Origin of the sequence: Psychrobacter sp. 4Dc (assembly GCF_002836715.1) — a bacterium.
Lineage (GTDB): Bacteria > Pseudomonadota > Gammaproteobacteria > Pseudomonadales > Moraxellaceae > Psychrobacter.
Window position 1 is genome coordinate 35,985 of the sequence record NZ_PJAT01000134.1, and the last position, 21,686, is coordinate 57,670.

The 21,686-nt window shown below is 42.1% G+C and carries 16 protein-coding genes; 9 read left to right on the top strand and 7 right to left on the bottom strand.

Annotation, left to right across the window (positions count from 1 at the left end; genetic code table 11):
• Positions 1 to 30: 30 nt before the first annotated feature.
• On the bottom strand, positions 31 to 4,218 hold the full coding sequence (locus tag CXF61_RS12040; protein WP_165598357.1) for an Rne/Rng family ribonuclease: 4,188 nt from the start codon (positions 4,216 to 4,218) through the stop codon (positions 31 to 33).
• A 1,188-nt stretch (positions 4,219 to 5,406) separates the two neighbouring features.
• On the opposite strand from CXF61_RS12040, the gene CXF61_RS12045 reads away from it, so the two are divergent.
• Together CXF61_RS12045 and CXF61_RS12050 are read left to right on the top strand one after the other, a co-directional pair.
• Positions 5,407 to 6,417, top strand: coding sequence for an RluA family pseudouridine synthase (locus tag CXF61_RS12045; RefSeq protein ID WP_165598358.1), 1,011 nt, complete (start codon positions 5,407 to 5,409; stop codon positions 6,415 to 6,417).
• Positions 6,418 to 6,550: 133 nt separating this feature from the next.
• Positions 6,551 to 7,258, top strand: a complete 708-nt coding sequence (locus CXF61_RS12050; RefSeq protein ID WP_134292599.1) for an HAD family hydrolase — start codon at positions 6,551 to 6,553, stop codon at positions 7,256 to 7,258.
• Positions 7,259 to 7,381: 123 nt separating this feature from the next.
• On the opposite strand, the gene yihA is transcribed toward CXF61_RS12050, so the two are convergent.
• A complete protein-coding gene (gene yihA, locus CXF61_RS12055) occupies positions 7,382 to 8,152 on the bottom strand; it encodes a ribosome biogenesis GTP-binding protein YihA/YsxC (protein WP_102078084.1) in 771 nt (256 codons plus the stop codon).
• 404 nt (positions 8,153 to 8,556) lie between these two features.
• Between yihA and CXF61_RS12060 the strand changes: the two genes are divergently transcribed.
• The 4 genes from CXF61_RS12060 to CXF61_RS12075 all read left to right on the top strand — a co-directional run bounded on the left by CXF61_RS12060 (position 8,557) and on the right by CXF61_RS12075 (position 11,717).
• Positions 8,557 to 8,892: a c-type cytochrome gene (locus CXF61_RS12060; RefSeq protein WP_165598359.1), complete on the top strand. Its 336-nt coding sequence runs from the start codon at positions 8,557 to 8,559 to the stop codon at positions 8,890 to 8,892.
• 318 nt (positions 8,893 to 9,210) lie between these two features.
• Positions 9,211 to 9,879 (top strand): c-type cytochrome, encoded by a 669-nt coding sequence (locus tag CXF61_RS12065; RefSeq protein ID WP_101205531.1) that lies wholly within the window; start codon positions 9,211 to 9,213, stop codon positions 9,877 to 9,879.
• A gap of 345 nt (positions 9,880 to 10,224) precedes the next feature.
• Positions 10,225 to 11,358, top strand: a complete 1,134-nt coding sequence (locus CXF61_RS12070; protein WP_165598360.1) for a hypothetical protein — start codon at positions 10,225 to 10,227, stop codon at positions 11,356 to 11,358.
• The gene (locus CXF61_RS12075; protein WP_227526684.1) at positions 11,346 to 11,717 is read left to right on the top strand and encodes an RnfH family protein; all 372 of its coding nucleotides are present in this window, start codon (positions 11,346 to 11,348) and stop codon (positions 11,715 to 11,717) included. Before CXF61_RS12070 ends, CXF61_RS12075 begins: the two co-directional genes overlap by 13 nt.
• Positions 11,718 to 11,751: 34 nt before the next feature.
• Here the strand turns inward: CXF61_RS12075 and CXF61_RS12080 are convergent, their stop codons facing one another.
• Positions 11,752 to 12,171 (bottom strand): outer membrane protein assembly factor BamE, encoded by a 420-nt coding sequence (locus CXF61_RS12080; protein WP_165598361.1) that lies wholly within the window; start codon positions 12,169 to 12,171, stop codon positions 11,752 to 11,754.
• Between the two features lie 317 nt (positions 12,172 to 12,488).
• On the opposite strand from CXF61_RS12080, the gene fur reads away from it, so the two are divergent.
• Positions 12,489 to 12,923, top strand: a complete 435-nt coding sequence (gene fur / locus CXF61_RS12085; protein ID WP_057758249.1) for a ferric iron uptake transcriptional regulator — start codon at positions 12,489 to 12,491, stop codon at positions 12,921 to 12,923.
• Between the two features lie 131 nt (positions 12,924 to 13,054).
• Here fur and CXF61_RS12090 read toward each other — a convergent pair whose 3' ends face one another.
• Together CXF61_RS12090 and CXF61_RS12095 are read right to left on the bottom strand one after the other, a co-directional pair.
• On the bottom strand, positions 13,055 to 14,176 hold the full coding sequence (locus CXF61_RS12090) for a PilT/PilU family type 4a pilus ATPase (protein WP_165598362.1): 1,122 nt from the start codon (positions 14,174 to 14,176) through the stop codon (positions 13,055 to 13,057).
• A 132-nt stretch (positions 14,177 to 14,308) separates the two neighbouring features.
• Entirely contained in the window at positions 14,309 to 15,364 is a 1,056-nt protein-coding gene (locus tag CXF61_RS12095; RefSeq protein WP_057758253.1) for a type IV pilus twitching motility protein PilT, read from the bottom strand.
• A 353-nt stretch (positions 15,365 to 15,717) separates the two neighbouring features.
• Between CXF61_RS12095 and CXF61_RS12100 the strand changes: the two genes are divergently transcribed.
• Positions 15,718 to 16,434 (top strand): YggS family pyridoxal phosphate-dependent enzyme, encoded by a 717-nt coding sequence (locus tag CXF61_RS12100; RefSeq protein ID WP_165598363.1) that lies wholly within the window; start codon positions 15,718 to 15,720, stop codon positions 16,432 to 16,434.
• Between the two features lie 46 nt (positions 16,435 to 16,480).
• Here the strand turns inward: CXF61_RS12100 and CXF61_RS12105 are convergent, their stop codons facing one another.
• Together CXF61_RS12105 and CXF61_RS12110 are read right to left on the bottom strand one after the other, a co-directional pair.
• On the bottom strand, positions 16,481 to 17,755 hold the full coding sequence (locus tag CXF61_RS12105; RefSeq protein WP_057758257.1) for a polyamine export protein PaeA: 1,275 nt from the start codon (positions 17,753 to 17,755) through the stop codon (positions 16,481 to 16,483).
• A gap of 212 nt (positions 17,756 to 17,967) precedes the next feature.
• Positions 17,968 to 19,659 carry an NAD+ synthase gene (locus CXF61_RS12110; protein WP_160021104.1) on the bottom strand — a complete coding sequence of 564 codons (1,692 nt, stop codon included), beginning with the start codon at positions 19,657 to 19,659 and terminating at the stop codon, positions 17,968 to 17,970.
• Between the two features lie 853 nt (positions 19,660 to 20,512).
• Here CXF61_RS12110 and CXF61_RS12115 point away from each other — a divergent pair.
• Positions 20,513 to 21,640 (top strand): AI-2E family transporter, encoded by a 1,128-nt coding sequence (locus CXF61_RS12115; RefSeq protein WP_165598364.1) that lies wholly within the window; start codon positions 20,513 to 20,515, stop codon positions 21,638 to 21,640.
• Positions 21,641 to 21,686: the final 46 nt, after the last annotated feature.

The window sequence follows — 21,686 nt, forward strand, 5'->3', positions numbered from 1 at the left end:
TTTGGGGCTTTTACGTTTGAGCTTATATGACTAGCTGTCGCTGTCTGCATCATCAGATGCGAGCTTTTCAGCCTGCGTCGGCTTTTTGTGCTCCGTCTTAGGCTTACGACTGCGCGCCTTTGGTACTTTTGGCGTAGTCAAATTAAACATACCGGTCTGTGGTAGCAATTGCTCAGCCACATTTTCGATCATGTTTTTATAGCTGGCTATGGTCGTCTTAGACTTAGCTGCTTGACTATCATCTTTGCTAGCCTCTTTAGTAGCTTCTACTACTACCGATTCAATCGTCTGCTCAGTCTCTGCAGCTATGTTTTCTGCAGCATCTTCTACCTCATTGACAGTTTGCTCTGTAGAGGTTTCGACTTCTACATCCTTAGCCTCTGACTGAGCACGCTCGGCTTCTAGCAAGTGCTCACTATCAACACTGACGTTTTCTGTCTGTGTCTGATTGGCTAGGGCAGTTGCTTCAACGTGATGCGCATCGACTTCACTATTAGTTTGCTCAGTGATAGCTGGTTCCGCGTCACTTACTTGTTCAGCAGGTACACTCAATACAGCGGGTTCCTGATAATCAGGGTGCTGTCCGCGCGGATCGTTGCTAGCACGCTTAGTGATAGCACGTGGCTCAACGTCTGTCTTACCTTGTGCTGCTGCGAATTGACTCACAGCTTGAGTCATCACTTCAAAGCGTGCGAGGTAGTCGGCAGCCAATGGTTGATAGCCATAGTTGCTAAAGTCAAAGCTCTTGCTAGCAGCATCAGAGCTATTATCAGTACTCTGAGATTGCTCATTATGCAACGCAATAGTCGCGATAAAGCAGTTGATAATGCCTTCTTCTGCTAAGCGCGTTTGCGCCTCTGGTAGCGTGGCACGAATAAACTCACCAACCGTGCCGCGTATTGCTGGCACATTAGTGGCAGCTGGCTTGTCCGCTTGAGTGGCTTGCTGAGCAAGTACTACACGAGGATCGTTACTCGCTTGCCCAAATTTCTCAGCAGTCACATAACGTGTGCCAAATAGTGCTTCATGGGTTAGCTCAAGTGCTGAGTTACTCACATTACTTGTGCTTGCATTATTACTATCAGCCTGAGTATTTTGAGCTTCATCACTCTTACTCATATGTTCAGCAGTTTTGGTTTCCTGCTGTTTTGGAGTCTGAGTTTCTTTAGCTTCCTCTACGTCAGCAGTTACTGACGTTGGAACTTCCGCTTTACTTTCGGTGTTACTCGTAGAGGTCGATGGTGCCTCTACAGCTACAGGTGCTTTTTTCTCTTCAGCAGCCTGCTCATGCTTAGGAGTATCGTTTTGCACCTTAGCTTGTTCAGTAGTTGCACGCTTATCGTCATTTACCTGATTGGCATTTGCTTCCACCGTACTTTTTTCGTTATCGCTTTTCTTGTTAGCATTCGGAGCACTGGTGTTTTGGTTATCAGTGTTCTGCTTATTGCTACTATGCTTATCAGTAGGTTTTTGAGCAGCTGTTTCGTTTGAAAACTCATTTTTTGCTACGTTATTTGTCGTCGCACTTCGCTGCTCGCTAGGCTGAGTTTTAGCTTGTGTGGATTTGCTATCATCTAAAGATAGATGAACCACTTCAGGCGCTTTTAGCTCAGTTGGCGCTTCATTGACCTGTAGCACGACCTCGTTAGGGTCTTGATTGCGACGTGCACTATGTTGGTTTTTGCTATTGGCAGCATCGTTGTTTCTAGCGTTCTGCTGCTTGCTGTGCTTAACGCTGTCAGCCGTTAATGTCTCACCGCGCTCTAGCTTACCGCGTGAACCGCGTTGGCTATGCGATTTACGCTTAGTACGAGTTTGCTCATCTGCTTTAGAGCTGTTTTCGTTATCAGCATCACTGCGCTCGCTTGCGTTACGATTGTTGCTCTGTTGATTGCCATCTTGGCGGTTATTACGATTGCGATCGTTCGTGCGTCTGTTATCATTCTGACGCTTGTCTTGCTGTCTTTGGTCTTGAGTATCAGACGATTTGTCATCAGTATTGTTTGAGCCAGCACTTTCTGAACTACTGTTTACGTTGCCAGTAGCCTCGTCAGTTGTCTCTTTTCTTTGACGCGGCTTAGAAGATCTAGACTTACGCGGCTTACGTCTTCTTCTGTCTTCATTGCTGCTGTCGTCAGTATCGCTGTCATTACGACGCGCCTGTTGACGGTTAGCGTTATTATCTGACTGTTGGCTTTCGTTTTTCTGACTGTTGCTTTGCTGAGTTGGCTGCTCACTAGTTGCAGCTGCACTATTCAATGCATTGCTATCAACTTGACCAAACGAGCCTAAGCTTTGCGCGCCCGTGTTTACTAGTGCTTCGATTGCTTCAGCGGCATCTCGGCTACTGACACTAGGCGTCGTAGTGGCTTGCGGTGCTTGAGCAAATAGGTTTGATAACCATGCGACGGCTTTTGGTTGAGCAGTAGCTTCGACACTCTGTGTCTGCGGCGCTACTGGAGCGGCAACACTAGCGGTTTTATTAGCTTGCGGTGCATGTGCAGGCGACACATCGTTGGTGTTTTTATGATTACGACGATCATTGCTATGATTTACCGTATCGTTCTGTGCTTGCGTAGCTGCGGCCTGCTGTGTGTTTAAGCGGCTCTGCTTATCATCTGCAGTTTTACGAGGCTGGCGAGTAGGCTGCTGTTCAGGACGCTCTTTTTCAGCAGTTTGCCAGTCAACGTTGTAGCCAAGGTCACTGTGCTCTTGCTGCTGAGTATCAGTGATACGTTCATAGCTCGATGGTGCAAAGCCATCACGGTTGAAGTGCAGCTTGAAGTTTGGTGATTCTAAATGCGCGTGTGGCAAAATAGTGATACGCGTGCCACTGTCTTGCTCAAGATAAACCAAGCTGTCGCGCTTTTCATTTAATAAGAATGCCGCGATGTCTGTCGGGACTTCTGCTTGTACTTCACCTTGACGTTCTTTAAGGGCGATTTGCTCAATTTGACGCATGATAGATAGCGACAATGAGCGCAAGTCACGAATCATACCGTTGCCATGACAACGTGGGCAGATATAGCCTGTTGACTCCTCTAATGAAGGACGTAGACGCTGACGGCTCATTTCCATCAAACCAAACTTAGAGATATCACCAAACTGAACGCGCGCACGATCATATTTGGTCGCGTCGATTAGACGTTTTTCTACTTCTTTTTGGTGCTTATTGTCATTCATGTCAATGAAATCAATAACGATCAAACCACCCATATCACGCAAACGAAGCTGACGAGCAATCTCGTCAGCTGCTTCTAAGTTGGTATGATAAGCCGTCTCAGCGACATCTGAGCCTTTGGTTGACTTAGCTGAGTTAATGTCGATAGAGACTAGTGCTTCTGTTTGGTCAATAACGATTGAACCACCTGATGGCAGACGAACTTCACGCTGATAAGCGGTTTCGATTTGTTTTTCGATATTGAAGCGCGAAAACATCGGCTCATAGTCAGTATATTTGCGTAGCTTTTCGGCTTGTTTTGGCATTACCGCATCGATAAACCCAGCCGCTTCAATGTAAGCGTTTTCGTTATCAATCCAAATCTCAGCGATATCATCACGTAGATAATCACGAACAGCACGTGTGACAACGCCCGCTTCTTGGTGAACCAAGCGCGGTGATGGGTATTTTTGGTTTTGTTCTTGAATGGCTTGCCAAATATTGAGCAAGTGGTTTAGATCGTGCTGTAAATCTTCCTGAGTCTTACCAATACCAGCAGTACGAATGATGACACTCATGCCTTTTGGTAAATCAAGGTTGCTCAGCATACGCTTCATATCTTCACGCAGTTTGCCCGAGATTTGACGTGAGATACCACCACCGCGAGGGTTGTTTGGCATTAATACTAGGTAGCGACCTGCTAATGACACATACGTCGACAGGGCAGCGCCTTTATTACCACGCTCTTCTTTTTCGACTTGGACGATTAGCTCGTCACCTTCTTTGATCAGTTTTTTGATGTTTTCGTCGCGTGGGTTGCCGCTTAGGTATTCAGCAGAGATTTCACGGATTGGTAAAAAACCTTGGCGCTGAGAACCGTATTCAACGAATACTGCTTCGAGCGATGGCTCAACACGGGTCACATGACCTTTATAGATGTTAGATTTTTTTTGCTCACGAGTACGGTTTTCTAGGTCGAAATCGTACAGATGATTGCCTTTACATAAGGCGACACGAATCTCTTCGTTTTGAGTGGCGTTGATCAAAATGCGTTTCATATTTGTATCCTATGAGTACGCATGACAATGATAAGACAGTCTTTAGGACATAGTGGCAAGTGTGGCTAATATTGTGATTAGCGTGTGTAGATGTTCATTAACGGTAGAACGTAAATCGTGGGTTTATAAAGCACATGGGCTTTATAAACAGCTTCTTTTTTACCTGAAGTAATGAGCAGTGCTCATGTTAATATCAGTAATATAGGGTGTAAGGCTACGGTACTCATATTTTATCATCAGTAAACTTGGTACATATATGATTGGGTCAGCGAGTCAAAGCGCTCTTATTCTCAGTACGTTCTATTGGTAGTGATTTCAGCGCACGTTGTAAGCGTGGGCGAGGGTCAGTTACATCTCTAAAAAATACTGATATTAAAAAGGCGTGGTGCTGTTGCCATTCATCCATCAAAGTCTAACAATAATATCGCGGCCATGATTGCTACTATATAGTGGCGTCATTCAGCGGTTGTTTATTCAGGCGAAGCAATTGGTTACTCTTTGTTTATCGTTCTTTGTATAACGTCAATAATATCTTGGGTGTCTCAAGGTTAGGTGTCGCAGCTTTTGTAATCAGCGGGGCGTACTTGGCAAACAGAGTAATGGACCAGCTTGTCAGCATGGTATCGTATTTACATTGTTATCGTCATCTGTTTGACCACCAATACTTAGGCAGCTATCGATATACTTTTCGATCCTAACGCTAAACTACCCATACTTGCTCAACTATGCTGGCATAAAGAGCCATCAGATAAATAGTCATTAAATAATGATTGGTTATCGAGTACGGTCGTTGTCATGCAATTAGTGAGTCAGTGTTGTGTTGTAATCGGTTAATAAGCTGATTTATTATCAGAGTGATTAACGCGATGGTATTTAGTGTCACTATTTATTTTATGGTACCGAATAACATTCAGTACAGTATTTTTAATTTGTAGGGCTATATTTGGTAAGTAATACCTCTAAATAAATAACGCGCCCTAAAATCAGATGAAACGTGTCAGGTCAGCAGGATAAATAGTGTCAACCTCTTTACTGGCAAGTAGTAGAAAGCTGACAAGCAATAAAATGGTGGTCAACTATTTGTAACAACAATGATTATTGCTGTCGCCTCTGCTTAATTGTCGCTCAACATGCTAAACTATAGCAAATCTTTGTGTAAATACCTAACTAAAAATGACAAACTCAAAAATGACTGACGACGCTACTACCCATGAAGCCCCTGCTATTTTTAATAGCAAAACACGCCCACAAAGCGCTGACGATGAGATTAGCAACTTCGGTAAGGTGAACTACCTCGAAGTAACGCGCCATCAACACGACCAGCGTTTGGATAATTTCTTGTTAAACCGTTTAAAAGGTTTGCCAAAATCACATATCTACAAAATGATTCGCTCAGATGAGATACGCGTCAATAATAAGCGCTGCAAAGCACACGATAGAGTGCAGCGTGAAGATGTGGTACGTATCGCCCCTGTAGAGCTAGCAACGCGCGAGAAACCAATTATTAGTACCGAGTTCGCCAAAAGCTTGCTGGCGCGCGTGGTCTATGAAGATGACGGTTTGCTAGTGCTAAATAAACCTTCTGGTATCGCTGTGCATGGCGGTAGCGGCTTGGACTTTGGGGTTATCGAAGCCATGCGTGAAGTGACGGGTAAAAAATACCTAGAGCTAATCCATCGCATTGATAAAGACACATCAGGGCTACTGATGATTTCCAAAAAACGCTCAACGCTCAAAGTGTTGCAGCAGCATTTGGTAGACAAGACCATTCAAAAGCACTATCTATGTCTTGCCAAAGGACAACCTGCGCTTAATGAGCAGCGTATCAATGCGCCGTTGCTACGTTATACACTTGCTAGTGGTGAGCGCCGAGTGAAAGTAGATAGCCAAGACCCACAAGCGAAAGAAAGTCAGACTGATATCATTATCCATGATCGCTTTATGATTAATAGTCAGCCAGTAAGCTTAATTGAAGCCAAGCCATTGACGGGTCGCACTCATCAAATCCGTGTGCATTTGGCACATATCGGTCATGCTATCTTGGGTGATGACAAATATAACGTTCATGATAAATCAGGTGTCCATCGTTTGTGTCTACATGCATGGCGCTTAGATATTCCAGGCTACAAGACCATTACTGCGCCATTGCCAGACGATATGGCAGATTGGTTACCAGAAACAACGAAGTTGCCTGAATAGTTTTTCAAAATTAATTCTTAAGCCAAACTATTTTTGTATTTTCTTAAACGTCACGATATCTTATTTTTACGAATAAGCCGCCGTGACGTTTTAGTATCTGCTATTTATTATTGTTATTCATTAAGGTAAATTCATGACCAAACCAGCTACAATTTCAGAACGCATTATAAATGCTCAACCATCAGCAGAACACAATCTGTCTGATAAGACGTTGATTATTTTTGATTGGGACGGCACGTTAATGGATTCAATCGGCCTGATTGTTGATTCTATGCATGTGGCTGGGGAAACACACGGGTTTAAGACGACTGATAAAGCTGTAAAAGACATCATTGGTCTGAGTTTAATGAATGGCATTAAGATTTTATATCCGCAGGCAAACGATGCGCAGTTGCGTGAGATTCAGCAAACCTATGCAGAGTACTATATTGCCAATAGTCATAGTACGCCGCTATTTGAACCGATAGAGCATATGTTGCAAACTTTGCAGCAGCAGGGCAAAACGCTCGCCGTAGCAACTGGTAAAAAAAGAAAAGGGCTAGATCGTGTATTAGATGCCTCAGATAGCCATGATTATTTTGCAATTACGCGTTGTGCTGATGAGTCAGGCTCAAAACCTGATCCGCAAATGTTGACCGATATCTTGGATTATACGCAGCAGCAGGTTTCTGATGCTGTGTTTATCGGCGACAGTATCTATGACATTCAGATGGCAACAGCATTAGGCATGACCAGTATAGCGGTGAACTATGGTACGGCAACGAGTGTAGAGCTTGCTGAGCAAAATCCAACCTATCAGGTTGATACTCCACAAGCGCTAGTGGATTTGCTATGCGGGTAGAGCTACTTTTATAATTCTCGTTATTCTAATAGCACACCGATGATAATAATGAGTGAATAAACAGACAATAAAAAAGGGTTTATCGTAATAGCGATAAACCCTTTTTATTAAAGACAACGATGTTTATTTGTTTTCTTTATCAACGCTCTCTTTTTCACCGCTTTCCTTTTCAATAGCGTCTTCTAACTCAGCCCCTTCTAGTAACGCAAAAGAAGACTCAATGATTTTGTCTGCATCAAGCTGATACTCATACCAGTTGCCCATTATTCCAGCCAACTCATCGAGACCTTCTTTTCTGAGAGCCGAAAACAACTGAATGGTACAGTTTAAGCCCAGTTTTTTCAGGCGTTTACGAGTCTCAAGGAGGGCGTTTTTAGAAGCACCGTACTTCAGTTTATCTGCTTTGGTCAGCAGAATATGTACTGGTAGCTCACCATCGTTTGCCCAGTGCAGCATTTGCTCATCAAAAAACTTAAGCGGATGACGAATATCTGTCATCAATACCAGACCTGCAAGGCTTGAGCGTGATACCAAGTATTCTTCTAGCTCAACCTGCCATTCTTTTTTCATCTCTAGCGGAACAGCTGCATAGCCGTAACCAGGCAAATCGACCAAACGTCTGTCAGTATCACCGATACTAAAAAAGTTAATCATCTGCGTGCGTCCAGGTGTCTTAGACGAGCGAGCCAATTGACGCTGATTGGTTAAGGCGTTGATGGCTGATGATTTGCCAGCGTTTGAGCGACCTGCAAAAGCGACTTCCAATCCCATATCAGGCGGACAGAGACGAAAGGTAGGTGCTGACATCATAAACTCAGTTTGTTGAATTTTCTGACGAGATTTGGTATTGAACAAAGCATGTTCAGCGGCGACATCGTTAAACGGGGTACTCATAAATGGCTCATTAATCTTAAAAAATTGGATGCGATTATAAAATTTTAGTCAGCTGATGATTCAAGTCATCGGTGCGGTCAAGTAATTGGTCAAGCGATAGGTAAATCAAGTTAAAAGTATGTTCTTTATCAATACAGTTATGTGCAAATCATAAAAGTAGCTATTTAATATTACTGGCTATTCTATACTATTCCGTGTCTTACTTATTGAAATAACTGCGATTAGCATCATATAAATAGTAGGATAACATTAAAGTTGGCCAGTCATTAAGACAAGTTCTCAGCTTTAACAAAGCCATATTCAAATTCTCTATGTTTATATGACATATATTGTTACAATGTTTAACGAGAGACGTTTAATAGAACGATTGATGAGACACGTGAAATATCACGAGGAGGTGCTCTATGTTTTCAATCAGTAAACTTCTTAGCACGAGTTATCGCGCTATAACGGCTAGCAGTACTGCACTATTATTAAGTGGCATTATGATTAGCAGCGCAGGTGCGGCGGATATCGCCACTACCTATAATAACTCATGTGCAGCCTGTCACGATAGTGGGGCGTTGAATGCCATCAAAAAAGGTGATAGTGCGAAATGGCAACAGCTGATTAAACAAAAAAGTATGCCGACGCTTATCAAGTCTGTCAAAGGTGGGATGCCGCAAATGCCAGCAGGTGGTCTTTGCGACAAATGTAGTGATGACGATTATCGTAAACTTATCGAATATATGAGCAAGTAATTGACTCATAAATATAATTTGAATATATAAAATAAAGCGCTGGGTTAACAACCTATCTGCGCTTTTTGTTTTTGCGTCATATTGTATATTCTGTTGCCAGAAAACTGATGGATACTATGATTAAGTAGGCAAATGATACAAAGTCTTGCTATAATAATCGAAAATAAACCCTGATGTTAGTAAGTACTTTCAGACTGCTTGTGTCCAAGACCTCAAAATATACGCCATTCTCATGATTAAAGAGGCGGCTATATCAGGTATCTTACCAGTGCAATCACTCTAAATAATGCTTACGCCGAGCTAGTAGGATTTGTATCAATGAAAAAGTTAATCGCTGCTGCCAGCTTATGCGTTGCAAGTTTCAGCGTACAAGCTGCTATTATTGTTCCTGAATATGACGTCAATGCAGGTCAAAAAGTTGCAGAAACCGTTTGTGCCGCTTGTCATGGTCTTAATGGCGTCAGCATTGTTCCTGCACAGCCAAACCTTGGCGGCCAAAACGTAAAGTACCTATATAAACAGCTAGTCAACTTTAAAGCAGGTTATCGTAAAAACGGTATCATGCAGTCACAAGTTGCTAATCTATCTCAGCAAGACTTAGCCAACGTAGCAGGTTACTATGCCAGTCAAGCGCCTTGGGGCGTTGGCTACGGCAATCCTGCAACCAACCAAGAAGCGACTAAGCTATTCTTGGGCGGTGATAAGTCGCGCGGTGTCATTGGCTGTGCCGGCTGTCATGGTCCAGATGCTGCAGGTAATACTTGGGCTGCATTTCCAAAGCTAGGCGGACAGCATGCTCAGTATATTGCTACTCAGCTAAAACTATTCCGTGCCGCTGGACGTGTTGATGATATCGATAGCGATGATCAAAAACGAGTCAATGATGCAGCCAAAGAAGGCGAGATGGGTATGATGCAAACGGTTGCATCGAAACTATCAGATCGTGACATTCGTATCTTGTCAGATTATGTAAGTGCTATTCACTAATTGAGTCGCACTGATTCAATATCTGATACATGCTTTGCTTTGCATAGAAGGCCATTGAGTACTGAATCGCATATTGATTATATCTGAATGACTAAACCCCGATTTCGGGGTTTTTTTATAACTGTTTGTCCCTTATATTAAGACAGTATTTAGCTGAATTCATTTACAGCAGCTTATCGTTGCTCTGTATAATTATAAGTTATCGTTATTCACTTTATACCAATTTTCAAAATATGATTAGCCTTGTCAAACATATTCGGTCTACTATGCGTAGTACTTGCACGTGTTTTGTTTGCTAACCCAGTTTTTGTGAATGGTATTAATTAGATCGTTTGGATTGAGATTATGATGATCCGTTATGCTTCTTATTTTATCGCGGCGTTACTACCGTTATTGCTATTTCGTTGGTTTGCACCTGCATCAATTGGTGAGATTGATTTTTGGTTACTATGGCTACTAGCCATGGTATTGGTTGCGCTGCCAGTTGTTTACGCTGAGATAGCATTGGCCTATCGCAGTGTCGAAGGCCCTCTAGCGGGTATGCAAAAGCTCACTCGTGAAGCAGATGTCAGTCCGATCTGGCGCAGCTTTGGTTGGTTAGCAGCGTTGGTTTCTATAGTGATTGCAGCATTGGTTATATCTGGCGCAAGTACGGGTATATTGTCTGCATTAACTGAGCTAAATAGCGTACCCGATGTACCTAGCTTCGCAGTTGCTGCAGGCCTGATGGTCATCGCGGTACTTTTAAGCTTGCTGGGTATTGCGCCATTACCTATTGGTTTAGGATTGATGGTAATAGGGTTGCTGCTAGGGTTCGCAAACGGTGTGCCAAATGCTGGTTTTGCCATGACTGATGTCAGTTTGACGGAATGGGCACGCGCAGTCGCGTTAGCATTAGTGAGTGTCGGTGCGGGTACAGGATTATACTGGTTCGGTCAAAACCTAGTGAGCAAGCAGACAGTCACAGCGGTAGAAGCCAACAATCAGCAAGCAAAAAACAGAGTTGCTACTCGTGAGTACCGTGCAACCAAGTTAGTGTTACCGATTTGGGTATTGCAACTTTTGATAGGAGTAGTGGCTTTATTTACTAGCGGTATGTCGCTACCGCCAATTGGACAACTGTTATATTGGGGCGGGGTGTTATTTGTAGCCAGTTACTTGCTTCATTACAGCACGCAACAGTTAATACACAAATTTGGATTAATGGTTAGTTTGATAATCACTTTTGCTGTAGCGTTACTATTAGTGGTTGCGATACCAACAGCATGGTTAGTTGGCATCTTGGTCATTATTAGTAGCATTGCTGTACTATTATTATCAGTATTTGCGGGTTGGCAGATGAAAATCAGTCATTTACGTAAATCACTAAATTTTAGCAATGAAGCAGTTTATAACTTGTGGCGAGTTGCGATACGTTTAGTCGTACCATTAGCATTGCTACTAGCATTGGTAGGTTGGGTGATGCAGTGGTTGAGCTAACGGTCGGAGGTCGTGATAGCAGTGTGCCACAGTCTACACAAGCCAATCTAATGACCGTATATCTGGCGTATGCTGAAGATGAGCAGCGCCAGCATTACCTAGCTTTGCAGGTTAGACAAGGTACTAGTTTGCATGAAGCGTTGGCGCAAGCAGGATGGCTTGAGAAATTTGCAGAACTGGCAGCGTGGTGTGAGCAAGTAATAGATATCACCACGCCAACTGCGAAATGTTGGCATGTGGGTATTTATGCACAGAAACAGCCATTAAGCTATTTGCTACAGCCTTTTGATCGTATCGAGGTATATCGCAGTTTAAGCGCTGATCCTATGTCTCAGCGCAAAAATAAATCTCGTAGCTAAACCGTTAACTATCTAAGCTAATAGGTTTCGCTGACTATGATGCTGGCAGACTCTCAATACCTTCGATGCGCGTGACCAAACCAGTATTATCAAAGTAAACAACTAAATGCTGGCTAGCATTTTTGACATCTGCGATGCCTTTGCGGCTACCTTCAGTGCCTGCCTTGTAGTCATAGATATAATCCCAGCGTTTAGGTTCAAGAGTATCTCGAATCGCAGGGCTGCCAAGAGTATAAAGAACTTGGTTTTGATTCATACCCACTTTTAGCTTTTGAGCTTGGGTTTGCGTAATCGCTGTGCCTTGTGGCAAATCAATCTTATAAACACTCAATAATGAGCAGCCAGACATAGCAACAGTAGCGCTAAGCATACTGGTGATAACGATCTTACGTAATGCGCTTGTGTGGCTTAACGGACGGAAATTTAATGTCTTTATCATGGTAAGATGACTCATAAGAAATGAATTAGGTGTGGCCAGTGTTAGGTCGTACCAGTCTGACCGACAATCTTGGACAAATGATACGTCATTTACTTGCAATTGCCTACCACTTACGACATTATTTACCAAACACAATCTGAATAGTTAGATTAATTATATTTTAAATTCATAGGCTTGCATCTCGATATTTAGAAAATAATAAGAGAGATGTCTGCGTAAGTTTCATCAGTTTATTATTGATCATTTACTTTATATTAAATAAAAATAATCTTTGTTGATTATTTATCTCATATTTTCTATTTGTTAAGGCTGTCACAGTCAAAAGGGATATTATGGCTTCTTTTACCAATCAAGATTTACGTAGAGCAGGACTCAAGGTCACGTTACCTCGTATCAAAATTTTAGAGCTATTAGAAAGCGCAGAGCTGCATCATATGAGTGCAGAAGAAGTGTATAAGGCGCTTATCGAGCAAGGTGAAGATGTAGGTCTTGCCACTGTCTATCGTGTCCTAACACAGTTTGAACAAGCAGGTATTGTTGAGCGTCATAACTTCGAAAACAATCTATCTGTATTTGAGATTACCCAAGAAGAGCATCACGATCACCTAGTTTGTGATGTGTGTGGCAAGATTATAGAGTTTCATAATGAAGTCATCGAAGAAGAGCAGCTGAAAGTAGCAGAGAAACATGGCTTTAAACTGTCTGGGCATTCTCTTGTGCTATACGGCATTTGTGCGGATCAAGCCTGTAGAGATAGCGCGAAGTAATTATCTAGAGTATAAGTAGAAACGCTTATTTCTATCAGTACTACTACGATATCGAACAATAAAAGAAGCCCTCGTTATAAATAACGAGGGCTTCTTTATATATGTCTATTATGCGTAGAAAGCGCAATAATTTAGCTAACATCTAACGATAAACTATCAGCACCTTCATCTAAATTAGCTTTACCGTTTTTGCTACTGAGCTTGATTTTGAGGCGTAGATCATTAGGAGAGTCAGCATGTAGAATCGCTTCTTTATACGTTATCTCTCCTTGTTCATACAAATCAAAAAGTGCCTGATCAAAGGTTTGCATACCACTGTCTCGTGAGCGTGTCATCACATCTTTGATTTCATGGACTTCTCCTTTACGGATATAGTCACTAATCAGCTGCGAATTTAGCAAAATCTCAATAGCAGCGCGTCGTCCTTTACCGTCAGGCGTGGGGATAAGTTGCTGTGCGATAATAGCTTGTAGGTTCAACGACAAATCCATAAACAATTGATTATGGCGATTGGTTTCAAAGAAGTGAATGATACGATCAATTGCTTGGTTAGCATTGTTTGCGTGCAACGTTGCAAACACTAGATGTCCAGTTTCTGCGTACTGGATAGCATAGCTCATGACTTCACGGTTACGAATCTCGCCGATTAAGATAACATCGGGTGCTTGGCGTAGCGTGTTTTTTAGGCCCGCTTCAAATGAATGGGTATCGATACCAACTTCACGCTGGGTAATAATACAGCCGCGATGCTTATGAACAAACTCGATAGGGTCTTCTATCGTAATGATATGACCATGAGAGTTTTGATTGCGATGTCCTATCATTGCAGCAAGGGTAGTAGATTTACCTGTACCCGTTGCGCCAACTAATAGAACAATACCGCGTTTTTTCATGGCCAATTCTTTTAAAGCTGGCGGTAAGCGTAATTCTTCGACCGTTGGAATGTTATTTTCAATTTTTCGTAAAATCATTCCTGCCATATCACGCTGTACAAATGCACTGACTCGAAAGCGAGCTTGCTGTGCTTCATCAGAGATCGCAAATTGACACTCGTTGGTTTCTTCAAACTCTTTTTGCTGGCTTGGCGTCATTACACCTTTGACCAATCTCATGGTTTGCTCAGCACTCAAAGGGGTTCTACCGACAGGTAAGATTTTTCCATTCACTTTCATGGAAGGCGCTACGTCAGCAGTAATAAAAAGGTCAGAGCCATTTTTGCTGATCATTAATTGTAATAGTTTATCAATATCCATATCGCACCTGCACCGGATGTAAGTCGATTAAAATCATATTTTAAATACGTCAGTAAAAAGTAATAAAGTAGAAACAGAGACCATAAGTTGTTTGTTATTTTTAGTGGTATCTGTCAATACTATCTATCAGTACTACAAAAATGCCTCAGGTTGCTTGGCGTAAGGACGTGCAACATCCTTACTAATGGTTCCTTTACTTACCAAGTTCTTTAACGTCTGATCAAGGGTAATCATGCCATCGCCTGCACCTGTTTGGATGGCAGAATACATTTGGGCGATTTTGTTCTCACGTATCAAGTTACGGATAGCAGGGGTGCCTATCATGATTTCATGAGCGGCTATACGTCCACCTGCTTGACGCCGTAACAGGGTCTGTGAAATAACAGCTTGCAATGATTCTGACAGCATCGCGCGGATCATGTCTTTTTCAGCAGCTGGGAATACATCGATGACACGGTCAATCGTTTTAGCCGCTGAGCTGGTATGCAAGGTGCCGAATACTAAGTGGCCAGTTTCTGCTGCTGTCAACGCTAAGCGGATAGTCTCAAGGTCACGTAGCTCACCTACCAAGATAACATCAGGATCTTCACGTAGGGCAGAGCGCAATGCTGGCTCAAAACCCAAAGTATCACGGTGTACTTCACGTTGATTGATCAAGCTTTTTTTAGACTGATGCACAAATTCAATCGGGTCTTCGATAGTTAAAATATGCTCTTTACGGCTTTCGTTAATATAGTCAATCATCGCCGCAAGTGTTGTTGACTTACCTGAGCCTGTTGGGCCCGTGACCAATACCACACCACGCTTAAAGTCTGAAACGCGTCTAAAGACATCGCCCATACCTAAGTCTTCCATCGTTAATACTTTGGAAGGAATGGTACGAAATACAGCACCTGCACCGCGGTTTTGATTAAAAGCATTGACACGAAAACGTGCTAGATTAGGAATTTCAAAAGAAAAATCCGTTTCGAAAAACTCTTCAAAGTCGGCACGTTGCTTATCATTCATGATGTCATAAATAAGCTGATGCACGACCTGATGGGTCATCTCTGGCATATTGATACGGGTCATTTCACCATCGACACGTATCATTGCCGGCATACCCGCTGAAATATGTAAATCTGACGCCTTATGCTTAACCGTAAAGCGCAGCAAGTCTTCGATATTAAGATTATTTTTTTCAGCCATAATTTGATATTCCTATCACTTAGTCTAGGTAAGACAAAACACTATAAAAGTACGTGGTAAACTATTTATCGATAGCCTTAGTATAATGAGAGATGATACGAAGCTCACCAGTACAGGTCTTTACCATCACTAGCATATTCAGCAGCATATGTTAAAGCATGTAACAATATCATAACAAGACTGTGAGTATTTAACCATCTACTAAATTAAGAAAAACCAGAACTGGATCGTTTTAAAATAATTCTTATAGAAGTTATTTCTAATTTACTTTTAAAAATCGGATAGTTATGTTTTTTATAATAAAAATTGCAGAAAAAAATTTCAAAAAATTAATCAAGCAATAAGGGCAAAATATGAAGGAAATGAATGGCAATATTGATGAAGTGACACTTATCGATAACTGGCAGCAAGCTCATAAGCAGATGAAGCAAGCATGTGATCATACTGACAGACAGACTGATAATGTTATGCTGCTGGCTGTTTCGAAAACGAAACCTACCGATATGATTGCAACTTTAGCAGAACAAGGACAGCGTGATTTTGGTGAAAACTATCTACAAGAAGCCATCGAAAAAATTACTGAACTTAAAGCTCAACCTGTAGGCAAGAGTATCGTTTGGCATTATATCGGTAGTATTCAACGTAATAAGACACGTGACATTGCAGAGCACTTTGATTGGGTGCAAACGGTTGAGCGCGATATCATCGCCAAACGATTGAATGAGCAACGACCAGCTGACCTGCCACCATTGAATGTGTTGATCCAACTAAATATCGATAACGAAGACAGTAAGTCGGGATGTTTGCCAGCCCAGTTGCCAGAGCTGATAACAGCAATAAAAGGGTACGAGCGTTTGCAGCTACGTGGTCTGATGATTATTCCTGCTAAAGCAAATACGAATGCCTTTGCACGAACTAAGCAGTTGTTTGAAGAGATCAAAGCTGACCATCCAGAGTTAAGTGATTGGGATACGCTCAGTATGGGTATGAGTGGTGATATGGCAGAAGCGATAGAAAACGGCACAACGATGGTACGTGTCGGTACTGCTATCTTTGGTCAGCGTGCTTAAAACCATATGAGTAGGCTAGTTAGGCATTCTTTAACTAGCCAGTAAATTAAATGACATCTTCTAATTTGGTTACTAGCATCTGTGTGATTTTAAGATTATCAGTCGCAATAATCTCAAATCGATAATTGGCATACTCAATCGTGTCGGTCTTTTTAGGGATTTTTCGAAGCATATACATCATAAATCCACTGATAGTCTCGTAATTTTGACTGCGTGGTAAGTCGACGATATCTAATGCACGAATCACATCTTCGATAGGAGTCATACCATCGATTAACCAGGAGTTGTCAGTACGCTGGACAATAGGCTGTTCCTCGAGCGTTACCAACTCACCCATCACAATGCTCATCACGTCTTTTAAGGTGATAACCCCAACGACTAGGGCATATTCATTCACGATGACTGCAAAATCAGCGCCAGTAGATTTAAACATCTCTAATACTTCAAACAAAGACAGCGTATCAGGTACGAAAAGTGCTGGTTTCAATAGAGTCTTGTTCGTTAAGCTAACTTCTTGTTGGTTCAAAACCAAAGCCAAAAAGCTACGAGATTCCACATAACCAACGATATGTTCTAAATCATCATCATGGCAGACCAAAAACTTATTGTGTGGCTGCTCAATCATGATATTCACGACTTCTTCGGTACTTGTCTTAGTATCAAAGTAAACGATATTTTCGCGAGGGTTCATCACTGAGGTGACGGTACGCTCTTGCATATCAAAGATATTTTCGATTAAGTGATGCTCTTGCTTCTTTAGTACACCCGCTTCGGCACCAGCATCCATCACTGCATAAATATCTTCTGGTGTCATGTCATCTTGACGTATGGTTGAAATACCAAAAAGCTTAAACAGGATATTTGCAGCCCCATCGAACACCCATATAATAGGCTTTAGTATAAATATTAACAACATCATCGGGCGTACAAGCCGTACCGCTATCGTCTCAGCATTTGACATGGCCAAACGTCTGGGCATTAGGTCGGCGAGTAGTGAAAACAAACTCGTAATAAGTACAAACGATATGACCGATGCTATCGTTTCACTATTTAATAACTGCTCGAGATAAGGACTGATGGCTGATTCACCGACGGCACCAGCTGAAATAGCGACCGCATTTAGCACTATTTGTACGACGGTAATAAAACTTCCAGGATGCTCCTGCATATTAAGGACGTCAAGTGCGCGAACATCGCCTTCTTTTGCCATAATTTGGAGCTTGATTTTGCGGCCTGCAGCGATGGCAATCTCAGCAGCAGAGACAAAGGTACTTAAGGCAAGCAGTAAAAGAAGAAAAACACTAGCGGTTAGCAAACTCATGACGTACTCGAAAAAGAAATAAAGATAATTAAGGCAAAATAGTTGGTGAAACTGTGTGGAAAAGAATACGGCTAGGTGTAAAGTTTTTTGGTGGATAAAAACCAAAAAAGCTGGGCAAGCACCCAGCTAATAGTAAAAATTCGATATCTTGTAAAACTGGTGAACTAGTACCTCTCAACTTGTAAATGGAGAAGTTGAGAGGTGTGTAGTAATTAACCTTTGATTGACCACTTATTAACCAATGGATAACGGCGTTCACGCCCAAAAGCTTTATGGCTAATCTTAGTACCGATAGGAGATTGCAAGCGTTTGTATTCGCTGTTGTCTACCATTTTGATGACTTTAGCGACCATCTCAGCATCGAAGCCTTTATCAATAATCTCTTGATAGCCCATGTCTTCATCGATATATGACGTCAAGATACCATCTAACACATCGTAGTCAGGCAAGCTGTCTTGATCTTTTTGATCTGGACGTAATTCAGCCGATGGTGGACGAGTGATAACGCGCTCAGGAATAACCGGCGTATCTTCTAAACGGTTACGATAGCTCGCCAATTTATAAACTTGAGACTTATATACGTCTTTTAGTACGTCAAAGCCGCCAGCCATGTCGCCATATAGCGTTGAGTAACCTACTGCCAATTCTGACTTGTTACCAGTCGTGATAACTAAATGACCGAATTTATTGGACAATGCCATCAAAATCACACCGCGAGCGCGCGCTTGGATATTTTCTTCAGTCGTATCTGCTGGCGACTTATTGAATAAAGGCGCTAGCGTATGACGGATGCCTTCGACAGCGTCAAAAATAGGACAGACGGTGTAAGAAACATTTAAGCGACGTGCCTGTGCTTGAGCGTCTTCTAGACTGATTTGAGAGGTGTATTCGTATGGCATCATGACTGCATATACCTTGTCAGCGCCTAAGGCATCAACAGCGATACAGAGTGTCAATGCTGAGTCAATACCACCTGACAACCCGACAATAATGCCAGAGAATCCTGAATGGTTGACATAGTCGCGTAGACCGACGACTAACGCCTGATACATTTCAGACTCACGGCTTAAGGTTAGAGGCGCTTTGGTCTGCTCGTTAAACTTAGCAGTTTTTACATCTAACGTAGCCAGTAGCAACTGGTTCATAAAGCGCGGCGCTTCATGAGCAATGCTACCGTCAGCTTGTACAGCCATAGAGCCACCATCAAACACTAGATCGTCTTGCCCGCCGACAGCATTGACATAGACGATAGGTAGCTTATTCTCACGGCTACGCTTGGCCAGCATAGTCTTGCGATTGTCCTGCTTTTCAATCTCAAAAGGCGAGGCGTTTAAGCTTACGATTAGATCAGCACCTTGCTTTTTAAGCTCAGAGATAGGACCTTTTTCCCACAAATCTTCACAGATAAGCAGACCAATAGTAATGCCTTTATAGTCAAATAAAACTTGATTGCGACCTTTATCGAAATAGCGACGCTCATCAAACACGCCATAATTTGGCAAAATTTGCTTATGGTAAAAGCCTTTTTGATGACCATTGTGTAGGATGGCAGCAGAGTTAAAAGTACCGTGATGATCGACATGCGGATAGCCGACAATCATGACGATATCATCGATATCACTCAAAGTAGACAAAGCGCTTTTGACGCGACCTGACAAGCTTGGACGTAGCAATAAATCTTGTGGAGGGTAGCCTAGTAGCGCTAACTCTGGGAATACGATTACGTCAGCACCTTGTTCGCGTGCTTGTAATGCTAGGGTACGCATTTTTTCGACGTTGGTTGAGATATCACCGACCAAAAAATGTGATTGGGCTAAAGCAAAAGTGACAGTATCTTGTGGTTTGTTGTTCTTACTGGCTTCGTTTGAGGTGTTAGAGTTGGGGTTATCAGTGTCTTTTGACATTGTTATTGTTCCTATCGATATATTATTAAAATTTGGTGTGTCTGTATTGATTCAAATAAAATCAAATCCGAAATTAACTCAAAACTGCGATCTTGCATATCAAGCTCAAATATTGAGCTGATATGCTGAGTCTAAATCTCGTATAAGCCTTTATAAAAGACTTATGATTTTGCTCAAGTAACTCACTCTAAGTGATAGCGACACCCTGAAATTAGAACTTATGATAGTCTAAAAGAAGACGGTATAAGCGGGTGTTGAAATCTGGCTCAGAGGATTCGACGTCTGTACGACGATGTAAATAAATATGTGCAAATAAACTTAACTACACTGAAAAGCTTAAAATAATTGCTTTAGTATAACATCAATTGTCGCGACAAATAGAACGCACCAGTGGATTCCCTTATAAGATAACAGTTTAAAAGCTGAACATAAAAGCAGTTTTCAATACATCATTTTTACACACTAAATTCATGCATTATGCGCTAGTCATTATCGTCGCCATCTAGTAAGCTTGCATAGACAAAGTTGTAAGTAAAGATTACAACAACGCGTTATATAATTCACACGCTTTATTGCATAATAAAGTGTGCTAGCTGCATTTTTATTATTTTATCTACAATAATAAATGGCTATGAATTTGTAGTATAGAACTGGACATAGTCATACTATTTAATGGTCATGTTACTTAATCGTTATATGATTTCATAAGTCCGACCCAATGCTTTTTTGTATGATTCGCAACTCTCGCTAATGGATATGGCTTACAGACAGTGTCTAATAGCTGATATTCATCACACATTTATAAACTCGCCAGCAAAATTATCGTTTGCTGTCCGCTTTTGGTTTATACGCTATGATTGAAAACTGGACAAAAGAATTTATTATTCAGCGCTTATTGGCAATTACGTTGCTAGTGGTGCTATTCGTATTATGTTTTCAAGTGGTGCAGTTTTTTATTGTACCAGCGCTGTGGGCAGCGATTTTGGCCTATGTAACTTTTCCTATTTATAATTTCTTCCATGAAAAGGTGAAGCTAAGCCCAGACTTTAGCGCCGCTATTATGACGGTGAGCATCTCACTGATAATTGGCGTGCCACTGGTCATCGGTGTGTTTATCTTGCAGCAAGAAGCTTTGAGTTTAATCAGTAACTTGATCTATCGTATCAAGGTAGGTTACTTAGATGTGCCTGACTCCCTCAAAGATTTACCTATCATCGGTCAGCAAGTCAAAGACGTGCTGTGGCGTATCAATAAAAACCCAGAAGGGACGCTAGAAGCTTTTCGCATTTGGGTTCAGTCGCATTTATATTATGGCAAAATAGCATTTGATGTGGTGTTCAGTAGTTTGGCCAAGCTGGGTATGGCATTAATGACGCTCTTCTTCTTTTACCGAGATGGAACCAGTCTGATTCGTCAAATTCGTCAAGCGTTGCGTAATATCATCGGTAATCGTATCGACGGTTACATCGATTCTGTGGGTACAACTACGCGCGCTGTGGTATACGGCATCGGGCTGACGGCATTGGCTCAGGCATTATTGGCTGGTATCGGTTATTATTTCTCTGGTGCACCAAGTCCTATCTTATTGACCATTGTCACGTTTATCATTGCGTTGATTCCGTTCGGCACGCCATTTGTTTGGGGTGGTGTATCGATTTGGCTACTGAGTCAAGGACATACTGCAGAGGGTATTGGATTGGCACTATGGGGTGTGCTGGTGATTAGCTGGGTGGATAATTTGATTCGTCCTATCGTCATCAGTGGCGCGACCAAAATCCCTTTTATCATTATTTTTATTGGTGTATTAGGTGGTCTAACAGCGTTTGGCTTTGTCGGTTTGTTTATTGGGCCTGTCGTGTTGGCTATCGGGCTTGCAGTATGGCGCGAGTGGATATCGCAGCATAAGAATGAGATATTTGCTCAGCAAGAGGTGATGCTTTCTGACCCTCGTGCGATAGATCCTGTGCACGAACCAGAATAACAAGTCGCTAGCAAATACGATGTAAAAAATTATCGATAGAGACGAT